General features: G+C 58.4%; 17 protein-coding genes. 14 read left to right on the top strand and 3 right to left on the bottom strand.

The window, feature by feature from the left end:
* From mutL to AB5Y97_RS17135, 7 genes are all read left to right on the top strand, one after another.
* Complete coding sequence (gene mutL / locus AB5Y97_RS17165) at nucleotides 1-1872, top strand: DNA mismatch repair endonuclease MutL (protein ID WP_201945897.1); 1872 nt, start codon at nucleotides 1-3, stop codon at nucleotides 1870-1872.
* Complete coding sequence (gene miaA / locus AB5Y97_RS17160) at nucleotides 1862-2791, top strand: tRNA (adenosine(37)-N6)-dimethylallyltransferase MiaA (protein WP_201945843.1); 930 nt, start codon at nucleotides 1862-1864, stop codon at nucleotides 2789-2791. The genes mutL and miaA overlap by 11 nt, the downstream gene beginning before the upstream one ends.
* 72 nt (nucleotides 2792-2863) lie before the next feature.
* Complete coding sequence (gene hfq, locus AB5Y97_RS17155) at nucleotides 2864-3127, top strand: RNA chaperone Hfq (protein ID WP_005339045.1); 264 nt, start codon at nucleotides 2864-2866, stop codon at nucleotides 3125-3127.
* A 63-nt stretch (nucleotides 3128-3190) separates the two neighbouring features.
* Nucleotides 3191-4477: a ribosome rescue GTPase HflX gene (gene hflX / locus AB5Y97_RS17150; protein WP_005339043.1), complete on the top strand. Its 1287-nt coding sequence runs from the start codon at nucleotides 3191-3193 to the stop codon at nucleotides 4475-4477.
* 91 nt (nucleotides 4478-4568) lie between these two features.
* The gene (gene hflK / locus AB5Y97_RS17145; RefSeq protein ID WP_005339041.1) at nucleotides 4569-5720 is read left to right on the top strand and encodes an FtsH protease activity modulator HflK; all 1152 of its coding nucleotides are present in this window, start codon (nucleotides 4569-4571) and stop codon (nucleotides 5718-5720) included.
* A 3-nt stretch (nucleotides 5721-5723) separates the two neighbouring features.
* A complete protein-coding gene (gene hflC, locus AB5Y97_RS17140; RefSeq protein ID WP_005339038.1) occupies nucleotides 5724-6608 on the top strand; it encodes a protease modulator HflC in 885 nt (294 codons plus the stop codon).
* A 105-nt stretch (nucleotides 6609-6713) separates the two neighbouring features.
* Nucleotides 6714-6902 (top strand): DUF2065 family protein, encoded by a 189-nt coding sequence (locus tag AB5Y97_RS17135; RefSeq protein WP_005339036.1) that lies wholly within the window; start codon nucleotides 6714-6716, stop codon nucleotides 6900-6902.
* 81 nt (nucleotides 6903-6983) lie between these two features.
* On the opposite strand, the gene ispB is transcribed toward AB5Y97_RS17135, so the two are convergent.
* Nucleotides 6984-7955, bottom strand: coding sequence for an octaprenyl diphosphate synthase (ispB, locus tag AB5Y97_RS17130; protein ID WP_201945841.1), 972 nt, complete (start codon nucleotides 7953-7955; stop codon nucleotides 6984-6986).
* A 242-nt stretch (nucleotides 7956-8197) separates the two neighbouring features.
* Between ispB and rplU the strand changes: the two genes are divergently transcribed.
* From rplU to AB5Y97_RS17110, 4 genes are all read left to right on the top strand, one after another.
* Entirely contained in the window at nucleotides 8198-8509 is a 312-nt protein-coding gene (gene rplU, locus AB5Y97_RS17125) for a 50S ribosomal protein L21 (RefSeq protein WP_005304210.1), read from the top strand.
* Nucleotides 8510-8526: 17 nt separating this feature from the next.
* Nucleotides 8527-8784, top strand: coding sequence for a 50S ribosomal protein L27 (rpmA, locus tag AB5Y97_RS17120; RefSeq protein ID WP_005339028.1), 258 nt, complete (start codon nucleotides 8527-8529; stop codon nucleotides 8782-8784).
* Between the two features lie 200 nt (nucleotides 8785-8984).
* Complete coding sequence (gene cgtA, locus AB5Y97_RS17115) at nucleotides 8985-10187, top strand: Obg family GTPase CgtA (RefSeq protein WP_005339026.1); 1203 nt, start codon at nucleotides 8985-8987, stop codon at nucleotides 10185-10187.
* 366 nt (nucleotides 10188-10553) lie between these two features.
* Nucleotides 10554-11924, top strand: a complete 1371-nt coding sequence (locus AB5Y97_RS17110) for a YjiH family protein (RefSeq protein WP_005339025.1) — start codon at nucleotides 10554-10556, stop codon at nucleotides 11922-11924.
* Between the two features lie 183 nt (nucleotides 11925-12107).
* On the opposite strand, the gene AB5Y97_RS17105 is transcribed toward AB5Y97_RS17110, so the two are convergent.
* The gene (locus tag AB5Y97_RS17105) at nucleotides 12108-12449 is read right to left on the bottom strand and encodes a hypothetical protein (protein WP_103250442.1); all 342 of its coding nucleotides are present in this window, start codon (nucleotides 12447-12449) and stop codon (nucleotides 12108-12110) included.
* Between the two features lie 101 nt (nucleotides 12450-12550).
* Nucleotides 12551-12880, bottom strand: coding sequence for a hypothetical protein (locus AB5Y97_RS17100; RefSeq protein WP_103250441.1), 330 nt, complete (start codon nucleotides 12878-12880; stop codon nucleotides 12551-12553).
* A gap of 305 nt (nucleotides 12881-13185) precedes the next feature.
* On the opposite strand from AB5Y97_RS17100, the gene AB5Y97_RS17095 reads away from it, so the two are divergent.
* The 3 genes from AB5Y97_RS17095 (at nucleotide 13186) to AB5Y97_RS17085 (ending at nucleotide 16214) form a co-directional block, all read left to right on the top strand.
* On the top strand, nucleotides 13186-14175 hold the full coding sequence (locus tag AB5Y97_RS17095) for a luciferase-like monooxygenase (protein ID WP_103250440.1): 990 nt from the start codon (nucleotides 13186-13188) through the stop codon (nucleotides 14173-14175).
* A gap of 3 nt (nucleotides 14176-14178) precedes the next feature.
* Nucleotides 14179-14610, top strand: coding sequence for a bleomycin resistance protein (locus AB5Y97_RS17090; RefSeq protein WP_368158547.1), 432 nt, complete (start codon nucleotides 14179-14181; stop codon nucleotides 14608-14610).
* Between the two features lie 42 nt (nucleotides 14611-14652).
* A protein-coding gene (locus AB5Y97_RS17085; RefSeq protein ID WP_088813959.1) for an IS3-like element ISAs20 family transposase occupies nucleotides 14653-16214 on the top strand; the annotation gives its coding sequence in 2 pieces (ribosomal slippage) (nucleotides 14653-15115 and nucleotides 15115-16214; 1563 coding nt in all).
* Nucleotides 16215-16250: the final 36 nt, after the last annotated feature.

The following is a 16250-nucleotide window of genomic DNA, read 5'->3' as shown; positions in this document are numbered from 1 at the left end:
ATGCCGATCCGTATTTTGCCACCCATTCTGGCCAACCAGATTGCAGCCGGAGAGGTGGTGGAGCGGCCCTCTTCTGTGGTGAAAGAGCTGGTGGAAAACAGCCTGGATGCGGGGGCCGACCGGGTCGAGATCGACATCGACAAGGGGGGAGCCAAGCTGATCCGCATCCGTGACAACGGCTGTGGCGTCGCCAAAGACGAGCTGGTGCTGGCGCTGTCGCGTCATGCGACCTCCAAGGTGGCCACGCTGGATGATCTGGAAGGGATCAACAGCCTCGGCTTTCGTGGTGAGGCGCTCGCCTCCATCAGCTCGGTCTCCCGTCTCACTTTCACCTCCCGTACTGCAGATCAGTCCGAAGCCTGGCAAGCCCAGGCGGAAGGGCGCGAAATGAGCGTCACTATCAAGCCGGCGGCCCATCCGGTAGGCACCACGGTGGAGGTGGTGGATCTCTTCTTCAATACCCCGGCGCGGCGCAAGTTCATGCGCAGCGAAAAGACCGAGTTTGCCCATATCGACGAGCTGGTGCGCCGCATCGCGCTCTCCCGCTTCGATGCCACCCTGATCCTGCGCCACAATGGCAAGGTGGTGCGTCAGTACAAGGCCGCCAATACCGTGCCGGAGCAGGAGCGACGTCTCGCCGCCGTTTGCGGCACCCCCTTCATGCACCATGCGCTGGCGGTGGAAAGCGAGCATAGCGACGTGCGTCTGTGGGGCTGGCTGGCGACTCCGGAGGGGGCAAGACCGCAAAACGATCTGCAATACACCTACGTAAACGGCCGGATGATGCGCGACAAGCTCATCAACCACGCCATTCGTCAGGCCTATGACGAGTTGTTGCCTCCCGACCGCTTCGCCGCCTATGTACTCTATATCGAGCTGGATCCCCGTCAGGTGGATGTCAACGTTCACCCGGCCAAGCATGAGGTGCGCTTCCATCAGGCGCGACTGATCCACGACTTTATCTTTCAGGCGCTGTTTACCGCGCTGCGCCGCGAAGGGGTCAGCGCCGCTCATCAGGACGCGCCGCTGGCCGAAACCCTGGTCGAGTTGCCGGTCAGTCCGCAGATTGAATATCCCGGTCAGGCGCCACGCCCGGAGTGGTACGGTGCCGAGCACAGCTACCGGGCACCTGCACAGGTGCGGGAGGGGGGCGGTGGGGCTGGCCGAGCCAGCAATTATCAACCGCCCGAGCCCCCAAGCCGGGAGGCGATGCGCGGCATGGGCGCTCTGCTCACTACGCTGCCTATCGCAATTGCGGCTGAGGCTGTTCCCGCACAGCCCACCGACACAGTGCCGTCACCCAAACAGGGGGGATGTCGCGCCCTGACACTGGTGGAGCAGGCCTACCTGTTGATCGAGAGGGATAATCAGCTGGCGCTGCTCTCGCTGGTACGCGCCGAGCGGGTACTGCTACGCCACTGGCTGCTGGAGACCTGGGGCCAGGGACTGGCGGCCCAGCCACTGTTGCTGCCGGTCTCCTTCAAATTGCCGAAGAATTTGATCGCGCTGGTGACCGAGCAGGAACGTTTGCTGAAACGGATGGGGCTGGAGTTGAAAAGCGGGGGGCGCGACACCATGATCCTGACTCGGGTGCCGGCTCTGCTGCGCCAGACCGATCTGGTGCGTCTGTTACCCGAATTGCTGCAAATTATCGAGGGCGGATCTGACAGTGATGCTGGTCAGCAGGCTGAAGTATTATGCCAATGGCTGGTGGAGCAGGGGATAAGCCGCGAGAAGATATACGATTTTTCAACTGCCAGTCGTCTGCTGACGGAACTTGTGAATGATTTCAGTGACCAACTGGCAGACATTCGCATGGTGCGCCCCCTTTCGTTGGCGACCGTGCTGGAGGAGTTTGAACATGGCGAGTGACTTGCCGACCGCAATTTTTCTGATGGGGCCGACGGCCTCCGGCAAGACGGATCTCGCCATTGAACTGTGCCAGGCGCTGCCCTGCGACATCATCAGCGTCGATTCGGCGCTGATCTATCGCGGCATGGATATAGGTACGGCCAAGCCGACCGCCGATGAACTGGCACGTGCCCCGCACCGGCTGATCGACATTCTTGACCCCGCCATGAGCTATTCGGCAGCCGATTTTTGCAAGGATGCCCTGCGGGAGATGAAAGAGATCGCCAACCGTGGCCGCATTCCGCTGCTGGTGGGCGGCACCATGCTCTATTTCAAGGCGCTGCTGGAGGGATTGTCCCCGCTGCCCTCTGCCGATCCCGCCATTCGTGCCGGGATTGAGGAAGAGGCTGCCCTCCTCGGTTGGCAAGCGCTGCACGACGAGCTGGTGCGCATTGACCCGGTGGCCGGGGCGAGAATTCACCCCAATGACCCGCAGCGGCTCTCTCGGGCACTGGAGGTCTACCGCATCAGCGGCAAGACCCTTACCGAGCTGACGCAGGTGCAGGGGGAGGGCTTGCCCTATCGGGTGCTGCAGTTTGCCATCGCCCCGAGCGATCGCGCCGTGCTGCATCAGCGTATCGAACTGCGCTTTGACAAGATGCTGCAAGGCGGCTTTGAACAGGAGGTTCGTGCGCTGATGGCGCGCGGCGATCTGACCCCGGATCTCCCCTCCATTCGCTGTGTGGGTTATCGCCAAATGTGGGACTACCTGTGCGGTGAAGTGGGGTATGATGAGATGCGTTATCGTGGCATTGTTGCCACACGCCAATTGGCAAAACGACAGATGACCTGGTTGCGCGGCTGGCCCGATGTGACCTGGTTGGAATCTGGTGAGTCTGGCAATCTCGACCGCGTGCTTGCTCGCGCTGGTGCGGCTTGACACTCCCTGTATAATCAGGTTGTTATATTGATATTCGGTGTTTAAAAACAACAAACTATAAGGAAAAGAAAAATGGCTAAGGGGCAATCTCTCCAAGACCCGTTTTTGAATGCGCTGCGCCGTGAGCGGATTCCTGTTTCTATCTATTTGGTGAACGGCATCAAACTGCAAGGTCAGATCGAGTCTTTTGACCAGTTTGTTATCCTGCTGAAAAACACCGTGAGCCAGATGGTTTACAAGCACGCCATCTCGACTGTCGTACCGGCCCGTGCCGTCAATCATCACCAGCCCACACCGGGTGGCGCGGCTGATGAACAGGGTGATGCCGAGGCGTGATATCCCTGGGCGAGTCGACTCGCCAACTCAGATTCATCATGATTCCTGTTAAGGAGCAAGCGCTTGTTTGACCGTTATGAAGCTGGCGAACAGGCCGTTCTGGTGCATGTCAACTTCAGTGATGAGGGTGAGCGGGAGGATCTGGAAGAGCTCAAGATGTTGGTGAGCTCGGCCGGAGTCAATGCGCTGGGGGTAATTACCACCAGTCGCAGTGCGCCCAGTGCCAAATTTTTTGTCGGCAGTGGCAAGGCTGAAGAGATCGCGTCCCAAGTCCAGATGCTGGATGCCGACGTCGTCATCTTCAACCATGCCCTGACCCCTGCCCAGGAGCGCAACCTGGAGCGTCTGTTCCAGTGCCGGGTGGTGGATCGAACCGGCCTGATCCTCGATATCTTTGCCCAGCGCGCCCGAACCCACGAAGGTAAACTGCAGGTCGAACTGGCCCAGTTGCGCCATCTTTCCACTCGTCTGGTGCGAGGCTGGACCCACCTTGAGCGTCAAAAGGGCGGGATCGGTCTGCGTGGCCCGGGTGAAACCCAGCTTGAGACTGACCGGCGTCTGCTGCGGGAACGCATCAAGGCGATTTTGCGTCGGCTCGACAAGGTGGCCAAGCAGCGGGAGCAGGGACGCCGCGCCCGCAACCGCAACGAAGTGCCGACGGTGTCACTGGTTGGTTATACCAACGCCGGAAAGTCTACTTTGTTCAACCAACTTACAGCTGCCAGCGTGTATGCTGCCGACCAATTGTTCGCAACTCTGGATCCCACCCTGCGTAAACTGGTGATCCGGGATGTGGGTGATGTGATTTTGGCGGATACAGTTGGATTTATTCGACACTTGCCCCATGATCTGGTCGCGGCCTTCAAGGCGACCCTGCAGGAGACCCGTGAAGCGGATCTGCTGCTGCATGTGGTGGACTGTGCCGATGAGCAGATGCAGGAGAATATCGACTCCGTGCAGCAGGTGTTGGCCGAGATCGAAGCCGATGACAGGCCCCAGCTGATGATCTGCAACAAGATCGACAAGCTGGCGGATCGCCCGGCAGGTCTGGAGCGGGATGACGAGGGGCGCCCGTTGCGCGTCTGGTTGTCGGCCCAGACTGGTGAAGGTTGTGAGCATCTGTTTACGGCGCTGACCGAATTGCTGGCTGGCTCCATGGTGCATCACACCCTGCAGTTGCCTCCTTCTGCCGCGAGATTGCGCAGTGCGCTCTATCAGCTGAAAGGGATTGAGCAGGAAGGTTTTAGCGAGGAGGGTGATTTCGTGCTGGAAGTCCGCTTGCAAGTGGCCGACTGGAACCGCCTCGTGAAACAGGAAGGTGAGAGTTTACAACGCTTTATCAGGCATTGATTCGTCGATGAAGATGAACCCTTAGGGGCTTCTCAACGTATGATGGCCCGATAGAGATGATATCCATCCGCATGTATTAATGGAGACGCTGATGGCTTGGAATGAGCCTGGTAACAACGGCAAAGACCGTGACCCTTGGGGGAATAACGGCAAGAATCAGGGACCCCCTGATCTGGATGAAATGCTGCGCAAAGTGAGTCGCCGTTTCGGTGGCTTGTTTGGTGGCGGCAAATCTGGCGGCGATGTAGGTCGCTTTGGTATCTCCATCGCGCTGGTTGTGGCTGTGGTGGTGTGGGTCGTCAGCGGCTTCTACACCATTCGCGAAGCGGAGCGTGGTGCCGTGCTGCGGTTTGGCAAGTTTTCCCATATTGTCGAGCCGGGCCTGCGCTGGAAGCCGACCTTTATCGATCAGGTGATCCCGGTGGACGTCGAGTCCGTGCGCTCCCTGCCTGCCTCCGGTTTCATGCTGACTCAGGATGAGAACGTGGTACGGGTCGAGATGGACGTGCAGTACCGTGTCGTCAATCCCGAGCAGTATCTGTTCAGTGTGACCAATGCCGACGAGAGTCTGGGTCAGGCCACCGATAGCGCCCTGCGCTACGTGGTGGGTCATACCCGGATGGATGACGTCCTGACTACCGGTCGTGAGAAGGTGCGTCAGGAGACCTGGCAGGTGATCGATGGCATAATCGAGCCTTACCAGATGGGTCTGCAGATCGTCGACGTCAACTTCTTGCCGGCACGTCCGCCGGAAGAGGTGAAAGACGCCTTTGATGACGCCATCTCCGCTCAGGAAGATGAACAGCGCTTCATTCGTGAAGCAGAAGCCTATGCCCGTGAAGTCGAGCCCAAGGCCCGTGGTCAGGTGAAGCGTCTGGAGCAGGAAGCGGAAGCTTACAAGTCCCAGATCGTGTTGAAAGCCCAGGGTGAAGTTGCTCGCTTCAACGAGCTGCTGCCCCAGTATCTGGCTGCCCCCGAGCTGACCCGTGAGCGTATCTATCTGGAAACGATGGAAGAGCTCTATCAGCAGGCCAATAAGGTGGTGGTCGACATGCCGGCTGGCAACAACAGCATGATCTACCTGCCGCTCGACAAGCTGTCCGGCAAGCCGAAGGCTGCCCAGTCTGATCGTGCCACTGTCGCCCCGGTCACAGAGCAGGTCCCCGTTTCCAACGAGGGTGCCAACTCTACGCCGACAATGCCGCTGCGTAGCGGTGACCGCTTCAGCTCAGGGAGAAACTGATAGATGAAAAAGCTAGCTATTGGTGCAATCGCTGTCGCGGCCATGGTCTGCTTCTCTTCTGTCTTTATCGTTGATGAAGGTCAGAAGGGGATTGTGGTGCAGTTTGGCAAGGTGAAGCGGGTTGACTCCGGTGAACCCCGCCTCTATGAGCCGGGCCTGCATTTCAAGGTGCCGCTCATCGACCAGGTTCGCAAGATGGATGCCCGCATCCAGACCATTGACAGCCAGGCCGACCGTTTTGTCACCTCCGAGAAGAAAGACCTGATCATCGACTCCTACGTGAAGTGGAAGATCGAGGACTTCTCCAAGTACTACCTGGCAACCGGTGGTGGCAACAAGCTGCAGGCTGAAGATCTGCTCAAGCGCAAGATCAACAACGGTCTGCGTTCCGAGATCGGTAACCGCACCATCAAGGACATCGTCTCCGGTGAGCGCAGTACCGTGATGGAAGATGCCCTGAAGAAGATGGCGCGCTCCTCCGAGCTCGGTATCAAGGTGGTGGATGTGCGGATCAAGCAGATCAACCTGCCGGTGGAAGTCTCCAACTCCATCTACCAGCGGATGCGCGCCGAGCGTACCGCAGTTGCCCGTGAGCACCGCTCTCAGGGTCGCGAGAAGGCTGAAATCCTGCGTGCCGATATCGACCGCAAGGTGACCGTCATGATCGCCGACGCCGAGAGTAACGCTCGCCAGCTGCGCGGTGAAGGGGATGCGGAAGCCGCCAAGATCTATGCCGACAGCTACAAGAAAGACCCCGAGTTTTTCAGCTTCGTGCGTAGCATGGAGGCCTATCGCAAGAGCTTTGCCGGTGGCAACGACCTGATGGTATTGAAGCCGGACAGCGAGTTCTTCCGTTACCTCAAGTCTCCTCACGGCACCAAGCAGTAATCGCCACGAGGTCACATTCAAAGGGTCTGCATTGTCAGACCCTTTTGTTTTTGGTGCCAATGCCAGCCGTCGACCCAGGGGGCTGGTTGCATTGAAGGAGGTCGGATGCTGACATCCATGCTGATGGGGTTGGGATTGCTGCTGTTGTTCGAGGGGCTCGGCCCGTTGTTGATGCCCAGGGCATGGCAGCAGATGTTGCGGCTGCTGAGCGATCAGCCACCGGAGCAGTTGCGCCGTATCGGCGGCTCGCTAGTGGTGGCAGGTAGCGTGATCCTCTGGATGCTGAGTCGCTGAGTCTGGCGAAATGCACTGTCCAGCAGATAGCAGACAATAAAAAAGAGGCCGAAGGCCTCTTTTTTCATGCATGTCGTTTACTCAGGCACTGCGCTGCACGGCCATGTGGGCCAGTGTTTCCAGCGCGTGCTTGTGCGGGGAGTCCGGCAGGATGGCGAGGGCGGCAATGGCCTTGTCGGCCTCTTCCCTGGCTCGTATGCGGGAGTACTCCAGCGCGCCGGTACGATCGAGAATGCCGAGGATCTGCTCAAGATGCTCCATGCCGTTACGGTGCTCGATGGCATCGCGCACCAGCTGGCGCTCTTCCGGCGTGCCCACTTCCATGGCGCGCAGCAGCGGCAGGGTCGGTTTGCCTTCGGCCAGATCGTCGCCGACGTTCTTGCCCATCTCTTCGCTCTGGGAGCAGTAGTCCATCACGTCATCGATGATCTGGAACGCGGTGCCCAGATACTTGCCGTAATCGGTCATGGCCTGCTCGACGGGCTCGGGCTGATGGGTCAGCACGGCGGCAAGGCGAGTGGCGGCCTCGAACAGCTTGGCGGTCTTGCAGTAGATGACCGTCATGTAGCTCTCTTCGGTGGTATCCGGGTCGTTACAGTTCATCAGCTGCAACACTTCCCCTTCGGCGATGGTGTTGGTGGCATCCGAGAGGATCTCCATCACCCGCAGGTTGGAGAGTTCGGCCATCATCTGGAAGGAGCGGCTGTAAAGGTAGTCACCCACCAAGACGCTGGCGGCATTGCCAAACATGGCGTTGGCGGTCTCCCTGCCACGGCGCAGGTCGGATTCGTCGACCACGTCGTCGTGCAGCAGGGTAGAGGTGTGAATGAATTCGATGATGGCGGCCAGTTTCAGGTGATCCTCACCCTCATAGCCCAGCGCACGCGCAGCCATCACGGTCAGCATGGGGCGCATCCGTTTCCCGCCGGCGCTGACAATGTAGAAACCCAGCTGATTAATCAGACTAACGTCAGACTGGAGTCGGGCCAGGATCAGTTCATTGACCGCCGTCATGTCGGCGGCACAGAGCGCACGGATAGTCTGTTGGTCCATAAGTCTCGTAACGTGACAGCAGCAATAACTGCGATTTTAGTAATGGCAGGGATTCTACACGATTTCACAATGGGTTACAGTTAGGCGTTTATCCACGGCGGCAGATATGCGCACAAAATAAACTTTTTGCTAAATTGGCCTTGCCTGAGCAGATCGATTTGCGTAGAATGCCCGCCCATTGTTATAGGTTTTTGCGCATGTCTAGCCTTGAGCAAAAGACATGCCTTTACGGAGTTAATCAAATGTACGCGGTATTCCAAAGCGGCGGAAAACAACACCGTGTGGCCGAAGGTCAAATCGTTCGTCTGGAAAAGCTGAACGTTGAGACTGGCGCTACCATCGACTTCAACGAAGTTCTGATGGTTGCTGCAGGCGACACTTTTAAAGTAGGTGCTCCTTTCGTTGAAGGTGGCAAGGTTGTAGCTGAAGTTGTGGCTCACGGCCGTGGCGAGAAAGTGACTATCGTCAAGTTCCGTCGTCGTAAGCACCATCGTAAGCAAGCGGGCCACCGTCAGTGGTTCACTGAAGTCAAAATCACTGGCATCAGCGCTTAATTAGAGGAGTCCGATAAATGGCACACAAAAAAGCTGGCGGTTCATCCCGTAACGGTCGCGATTCTGAAGCTAAACGCCTGGGCGTGAAGCGTTTCGGCGGCGAAACAGTTCTGGCTGGCAGCATCATCGTTCGTCAACGTGGTACCAAGTTCCACGCTGGCACCAACGTTGGTCTGGGCAAGGATCACACCCTGTTCGCTACCGCGACTGGTAAAATCCTGTTCGAAGTTAAAGGTCCGCTGAATCGTAAGTACGTTAGCATCGTTGCTGAGTAATTACGGACCGCAAGGATCCGAAGCCCCGCCAACAGGCGGGGCTTTTGTTTTTCTGACGTCTTTCTGATGTCGTTGACGAAAAAACGGAACGCAGCTGACTTTGGCTCTGACGGGCATGATTGGCAAGATGCGTATCGCCCGCAGGGGTCTGTACCACTATAATTGCGTATCGGTTTTTCGAATTAAGGTGACGGTTACCTATGAAGTTTGTTGATGAAGTCCAGATTCGAGTCGATGCCGGTGACGGTGGTAACGGTTGTGTAAGCTTTCGCCGTGAAAAATATATTCCCAACGGTGGTCCGGACGGCGGTGACGGCGGTGACGGTGGCGACGTATATCTGATCGCCGACGAAAACCTCAATACCCTGATCGACTACCGTTTCGAGCGTTTCCATGCTGCCGAGCGCGGTGAGAATGGCCAGAGCGCCAACTGTACCGGTCGCCGCGGCAAGGACAAGATCCTGCGTGTGCCGGTCGGTACCCGGGCGACCGATGAGGATACCGGTGAACTGCTGGGGGATCTGACCCACCACGAGCAGAAGCTGCTGGTTGCCAAAGGTGGTTTCCACGGTCTGGGCAACACCCGCTTCAAGAGCTCCGTCAACCGTGCTCCCCGCCAGAAGAGTAATGGTACTCCGGGTGAAGTGCGTACCCTGAAGCTGGAGCTGCTGCTGCTGGCCGATGTCGGCATGCTGGGTCTGCCCAACGCAGGCAAGTCTACCTTTATTCGCGCCGTTTCTGCGGCTCGCCCGAAAGTAGCTGATTACCCCTTCACTACCCTGGTACCGAACCTGGGTGTGGTGCGTGGTGAGAACTCCCGCTCCTTCGTGATCGCCGATATCCCGGGTCTGATCGAAGGCGCTGCCGAAGGTGCAGGCTTGGGAATCCGCTTCCTGAAACACCTAGAGCGCTGCCGCGTGCTGATCCACCTGGTGGATATCTGCCCGGTTGATGGCTCCGATCCTGCTGAAAATGCCGTGACCATCGTCAAGGAGTTGGAGAAGTACAGCCCGGAACTGGCTGGCAAGCCGCGCTGGTTGGTGTTTAACAAGATGGATCTGATCCTGGAAGAGGAAGCCCAGGAGGTGATGGATCGCGTCAAGGCGGCCCTGAACCACGAAGGTCCGGTCTATGCCATCACTGCCATCAGCAAGGAAGGCACCAAGAAGGTCTGCTACGACATTCTGGATCTGCTGGATACCATGCCCCGTCAGCTGGCGGAAGATGCCAAAGACGCCATCGAGAAGGTGGAGTTCAAGTGGGACGACTACCACAAGAACCAGCTGGCCAAGGCTGAAGCGGAAGCACTGGCTGCCTCTCTTGCCTTCGATGAAGGGCTTGATGATGACGATTGGGATGACGACGAAGATGATGGCGTTGAAGTCATCTACGTCCGTGACTGATCCCCGTCACTCTCATTGAAAACCGGAGCCTGAACAGGCTCCGGTTTTTTTATGTCTATCGAGCAGCAACTCATTAGGTATATTTGTGATGTCACTTATTGCCTGCTACTGATAACCGATTATACTGCCCACCAAAATTAACAATAACGAAACAATCATCTGGCGATGTCGATTGAATCGATATGCGCCGCTGTATCTTATTGTTTTAATGGAAGGTTTACCTGTGGAAATATTTATGCGCAGATTTCTGCCTTAAGGGCTTGTTTGTGCATTTTTTTAGAGTATTCTTGCGCCCGTTTTGCCGGTTAATGCATGAATACGCAGGTTGGCCGAGCTAGGGAAAAGTAACATTAGGGCAGTCATATCATGTTGGAAAAGAGTCTCGAAGCACCTGCGGTCAATACTCGCCGTAATTTGTTGATGTTTCTGGTTCCGTCACTTATCGGGATCCTGCTGTTCATGACGCCGGTCGTCTATGACGGTAACGTCACCATCCCGGTGGCCGTGCTGGCCAAGCTGGTACAGCGCGTTTTTGCCGATTATCTGGTCGCCATGGTCAGTGCGGTGATCACCACCACCATGCTGATGACGGTGATTGCCTGGCTGTTCAAGCCAGCGATTCTGGTGCGTCGTCCTTTCCTCAACAGTTTGTTCAATGTCTCCCCTTTCTGGGCCTGCGTGCGGGTATTGGGCGGTATCTTCGTGCTGCTGACCTTCTTCCAGGTGGGGCCAGAGGTGCTTTACTCCGGCGCAACCGGTGGACTGGTGCTCAACGATCTGCTGCCGGTGCTGTTTTCGGTCTTCATTTTTGCCGGCCTGTTGCTGCCGTTGCTGCTCGATTTCGGGCTGCTGGAATTTGTCGGCACCATGATGACCCGCATCATGCGTCCTGTCTTCCGGTTGCCGGGCCGCTCCGCAGTGGACTGCTTTGCCTCCTGGCTCGGCGATGGCAGCGTCGGTATCCTGCTGACCAGCAAGCAGTACGAAGGGAAGTTCTATACCCAGCGTGAAGCCGCGGTGATTGGCACCACCTTCTCTGCGGTCTCCATCACCTTCTGTCTGGTGGTGATCTCCCAGGTGAAGCTGGAGCACATGTTTGTCCCCTTTTACCTGACCGTCTGTCTGGCGGGCGTGGTTGCGGCCATCGTGGTGCCGCGTCTGCCACCGCTCTGCTGGAAGAAGGACATCTATGCCGATGGCACCCCCCTGTGCCGCAAGCAGGAAGCTGTGCCGCACCAACACAGCGTGATGAGCTATGGTTTCGAGCGTGCCCTGACCAAGGCTGACAGCATGACTGATCTCGGCGCCGTCGCGCGGGAAGGGGTGAAGAATGCACTGGATATGGTGTTTGGCGTGCTGCCGGTGGTAATGGCGATCGGTACCTGTGCCCTGATGCTGGCCGAACATACCCCTATCTTCAACTGGCTTGGTGCTCCGTTTGTCCCCTTGCTGGAGCTGCTGCAACTGCCGGAGGCGGAAGCGGCTTCCAAGACCATCATGGTCGGTTTTGCCGACATGTTCATTCCGGCGGTGCTGGCCTCGACCATCGAGAGCGACATGACCCGCTTCGTGATTGCCGCCATGTCGGTAACCCAGCTGATCTATATGTCGGAAGTGGGCGCCCTGCTGCTGGGCAGCAAGATCCCGGTCAAGTTGTGGGAGCTGTTCGTTATCTTCCTGCTGCGCACTCTGGTTACCTTGCCGGTTATTGCCGGGGTGGCACACCTGCTGTTCTAAGGGCGCAGCGCAGTGAAAAACGGTCAACCTCGGTTGACCGTTTTTTTATGGCTTTTCCTCTTTTCTCCGGGCTTGATGGATTACGCGGGTTATTCGCAAAACGTCCTGCCTTGCAAGGTGTGGGTCATTCGCCGTGGGCTGAGTGTGGGTAACAAGAGAGAAGGGCCTGCGGGCCCTTGCTCATCAGTGTCCCTGCGGGTGGGGCTGTGCCGGCTTGCGGGGACACTGCACCAGCAGGGTATGGATGGTGTAGGTGCTGATCTGGGGGAAGCTCGGGCTAAATCCCCTCATCGGGTCGGTGCCCCCCATGCTCATCTGAACCTTGGTGAAGGTGTGCTGGCTGCGATCGGTTTCCTGATAGCCCTGCGGACAGCTCAAGCTTGCCTGTTGCTGGCAATCATCCGGCGCACTGCACTCGATCTCGAATCGTTGCAGCGAGGAATCTGCGGAGGTGAGCTCAGTGACAGTGGCGGGGGCGCAACCGGACAGCAATATACTGCCCAGCAGGACAATTCTCTGTGACATAAAAGGCGCGTGCTCTGTGGGACAAGAAAAGGGTGGTCGCGTGCCGGCCGGACCCTTGGTATCCCGCGCCGGCCGCCGTATGGGTTAGCGTGACGTTATGCTCAGATCGGACACTGGATGGTCAGCGAGTGGACCGTGTTGGCGATGCGATAGGGCTTGGCTGCTTTGTAGACCTTCTTCTCGTCGTCATAGCTTCCCCCCAGATACTGGGTGCTGTAGAGCGTCTGCTGGCGACGGTCGGTCTCCTTGTAACCTTGCGGGCAGGTCTGGTTGGCCTGCTGGAAGCAGGCTTTCATGCTGCTGCACTCGATGTAGAAGCCGCGCAGGCTGGGATCGGCAAGGTGCACCGGGGTGACGGTAGGGGCGGGGGGAGACAACAGGGCGCAGCCGGACAGCGTCAGTGCGCCCAGCAGAACGAGATGTTTTGACATAGATAACCTGAACAGTGTGGTGTGACAAAGAGTGAGGGGGAGTCTGTTGCTCCCCCTTCGCTATAGGGGCACCGTTATAACCAGCCCGGGGCGCTCAGGCCAGCCCGCAAATGTAAGAAAATATGATCCACCCCCGGGCTTGCGCGGCCAGCAGGATGAGCGTTCAAACAATACTTGCCTGAGATTTGTTCCGTTCGATTGCTGCCGCTTGGCAGGCAGAGTGTGGCAGGAGATAGTGATTCATTCAGGTATCCCGTGCTACATTGCCCCACTTGTTACTGGCCTGTAAATCAATGGAGTGAACCATGTCTGCCATCCCCTATTCCGTGCTCGATCTGGTGCCTGTTGCCGAAGGTTCCGTGCCTGCCGAGTCGTTTCGCTGTTCACGGGATCTTGCCCGCCATGCCGAGGGTTGGGGTTACCAGCGCTACTGGCTGGCCGAACATCACAACATGCCGGGCATTGCCAGTGCCGCCACCTCGGTGCTGATCGGCCATCTGGCCGAAGCCACCACCACTCTGCGGATCGGCGCGGGTGGCATCATGCTGCCGAACCACTCGCCGCTGGTGATTGCCGAACAGTTTGGCACCTTGGCTTCTCTCTATCCCGACCGCATCGACCTTGGCCTTGGCCGCGCCCCCGGGACCGATCAGCGCACCATGCGGGCGCTACGACGTATGCGCAGCGGTGAGGTGGATGATTTCCCAGCCGATGTGCGTGAGCTGATGAGCTACTTTGGCGACGAGATTGGCGCGGTGCAGGCGGTGCCCGGTCAGGGGCTGCATCTGCCCATCTGGCTGCTGGGCTCCAGCCTCTACAGCGCGCAACTTGCAGCGGCGATGGGCTTGCCATTCGGTTTTGCTTCCCATTTCGCGCCCGCCATGTTGCTGCAGGCGCTGGAGATCTACCGCAGCCAGTATCGCCCCTCCGCTCGCTGGCCCAAGCCCCATGCGGTGGTCTGCATCAACATGATCGCCGCCGACAGTGAGCGGGAGGCCCGCTTCCAGTTCACTACCGTGCAGCAGCAGTTCTTGCGCCTCCATCGCGGTGATGCGGGCACGCTGCCCGCGCCGGTCGTCCAGCTTGGCGATGAGTGGTCTCCCCGTGAGCTGATGGCGATGGAGCAGACCCTGGCTCGCTCGCTGGTGGGCGATCCGGAGCAGATCCGCCATGGCCTCAAGGCGCTGCTGGCAGAAACCCGTGCCGATGAGCTGATGTTCAATGGGCCCATCGTCGATCATCAGGCCCGACTGCGTTCTTTCGAGATTGCCGCCGAGCTGATGCAGAGCCTGTAAGCCATGACGAACCCTACTGTCGCGGTGGATGGGCCGTATTGGAATCCCATGGTACCGGAGCTGTCGGTTACCGATCTGGCTCGATCTCTGGTTTTCTATACCGGTTTGTTGGGCTTCTCGGTCCGCTATCGGCGCGATGCCCCTCCTTTTGCTTATCTTGAGCAGCAACAGGTACAACTGATGCTGGAGCAGGTACATCCGGCGGGTTGGCAGGTCGGGGCGCTAGAGCCACCGTTCGGTCGGGGGATCAATCTGCAGATGGAGCTGACCGAGATCCAGCCGCTACTCGACCGCTTGCAGGCCGCCGAGATTGCACTTTTCCGGCAGCCCACTGAGGTCTGGTATCCAGTGGGCGAGATGCTGGCCGGGCAGCGCGAATTTTTGCTGCAGGATCCCGATGGCCCCCGGTGTCAGAATAGTTGTCGCCTAATCTGAATAATCTAAATGTGAAGACCGGGGGCGGATAAAGAGTGTCGAATGGCTCGTTATTCAAGTGAGCGCAAGGCTGCTTTGCTCAAGAAGCTGCTGCCGCCCATCAATATGTCGGTGGCCGAGTTGGCTCGGCAGGAAAACATCAGCGAGGTCACTCTGTATAATTGGCGCAAACACGCCAAAGACGGAGGGTCTCCTGTGCCCGGGGACAACAAACTGACCGATGAATGGCCCGCCGAGGCCAAGTTCGCCGTCGTGCTGGAAACCGCTGCGCTTTCCGAGATTGAACTCAGTGAGTACTGCCGCCGTAAGGGTCTCTATCCCGAGCAAGTCCAGCAATGGCGCCAAGCCTGTATTCTGGGCCAGCAATCCGCTCGTACCTTACAACAGGCGGAGAAGGCACAGGCCAAAGCGGACAAGAAGCGTATCCGGCAACTGGAGCAAGAGCTGCGGCGCAAAGACAAGGCCCTGGCCGAGGCAGCAGCTCTGCTGATATTGCAAAAAAAGCTCGATGCCTACTGGAGCAACGTCGACGAGGACAACTGACCTCGTTGCCAGAGCGGCAGCAATACGTTGCATGGTGGCGCGAAGCGCTTGAAGCTGGCGCCCGCAAGCATCCTGCGGCCGAGGTGTTGGGGCTGAGTCTGCGCACGCTCCAGCGCTGGTTGGCCGGGCCTGAGCTGAGTGCCGATAGGCGACCGGATGCGGTTCGTTCCATACCTGCTCATGCATTGAGCCCAGAGGAGCGGCAGGCCGTGCTGGACGTCTGCAATAGCCAGGAGTTCGCCTCGTTGCCGCCGAGTCAAATTGTGCCACGGCTGGCCGACCAGGGGCGCTACTTGGCCAGTGAGTCGAGCTTCTATCGCATCTTGCGGGCGGCTGACCAGCAGCACAGGCGTGGCCGGAGCCAGCCACCGCGCCATGTGCCGGTACCAACCAGCCATACCGCGACTGGGCCCAATCAAGTGTGGTCCTGGGATATCACCTACTTGCCGTCACTCGTGCGCGGCCAGTATTACTACCTCTATCTGATAGAGGACATCTACAGCCGCAAAGGGGTGGGCTGGGAAGTGCATGAGCAAGAGTGCGGTGAACGGGCGGCGGCGTTGCTGCAACGGAGCATCATCCGCGAGCAGTGCTGGAAGCAGCCGCTGGTCTTGCACTCGGACAACGGCGCGCCAATGAAGTCAGTCACGCTGCTGACCAAGATGCATGACCTGGGTGTCACGCCCTCGCGGGGACGGCCTCGGGTCAGCAACGATAATCCGTACTCGGAGTCATTGTTCAGGACGCTGAAGTACTGTCCGCAGTGGCCATCAGACGGCTTTGCCAGTCTGGAAGCGGCCAGGGAGTGGGTGCGCGACTTTATGGCCTGGTATAACGAAGAGCACCGGCATAGCCGTATCCGCTTCGTCACACCCAACGAGCGGCATCGGGGTGACGATAAAGCCCTGCTGGCGAAACGGGATGCTGTGTACCAGGCCGCCCGAGCACAACACCCAGCGAGGTGGAGTGGCAAGACGCGAGACTGGACACCTATCGGTGCCGTGATGCTAAATCCGGAGCGGCCCGAGAAACCCGAGCCGGAGCAAAAAGAGGCTGCTTAAAACAGCTTTGCGCGACAACTATCTTGAAAAACGCCG

Source organism: Aeromonas sp. R10-2 (genome assembly GCF_040908445.1).
GTDB lineage: Bacteria > Pseudomonadota > Gammaproteobacteria > Enterobacterales > Aeromonadaceae > Aeromonas > Aeromonas veronii.
This window is presented reverse-complemented; position numbering and strand designations above follow the sequence as displayed.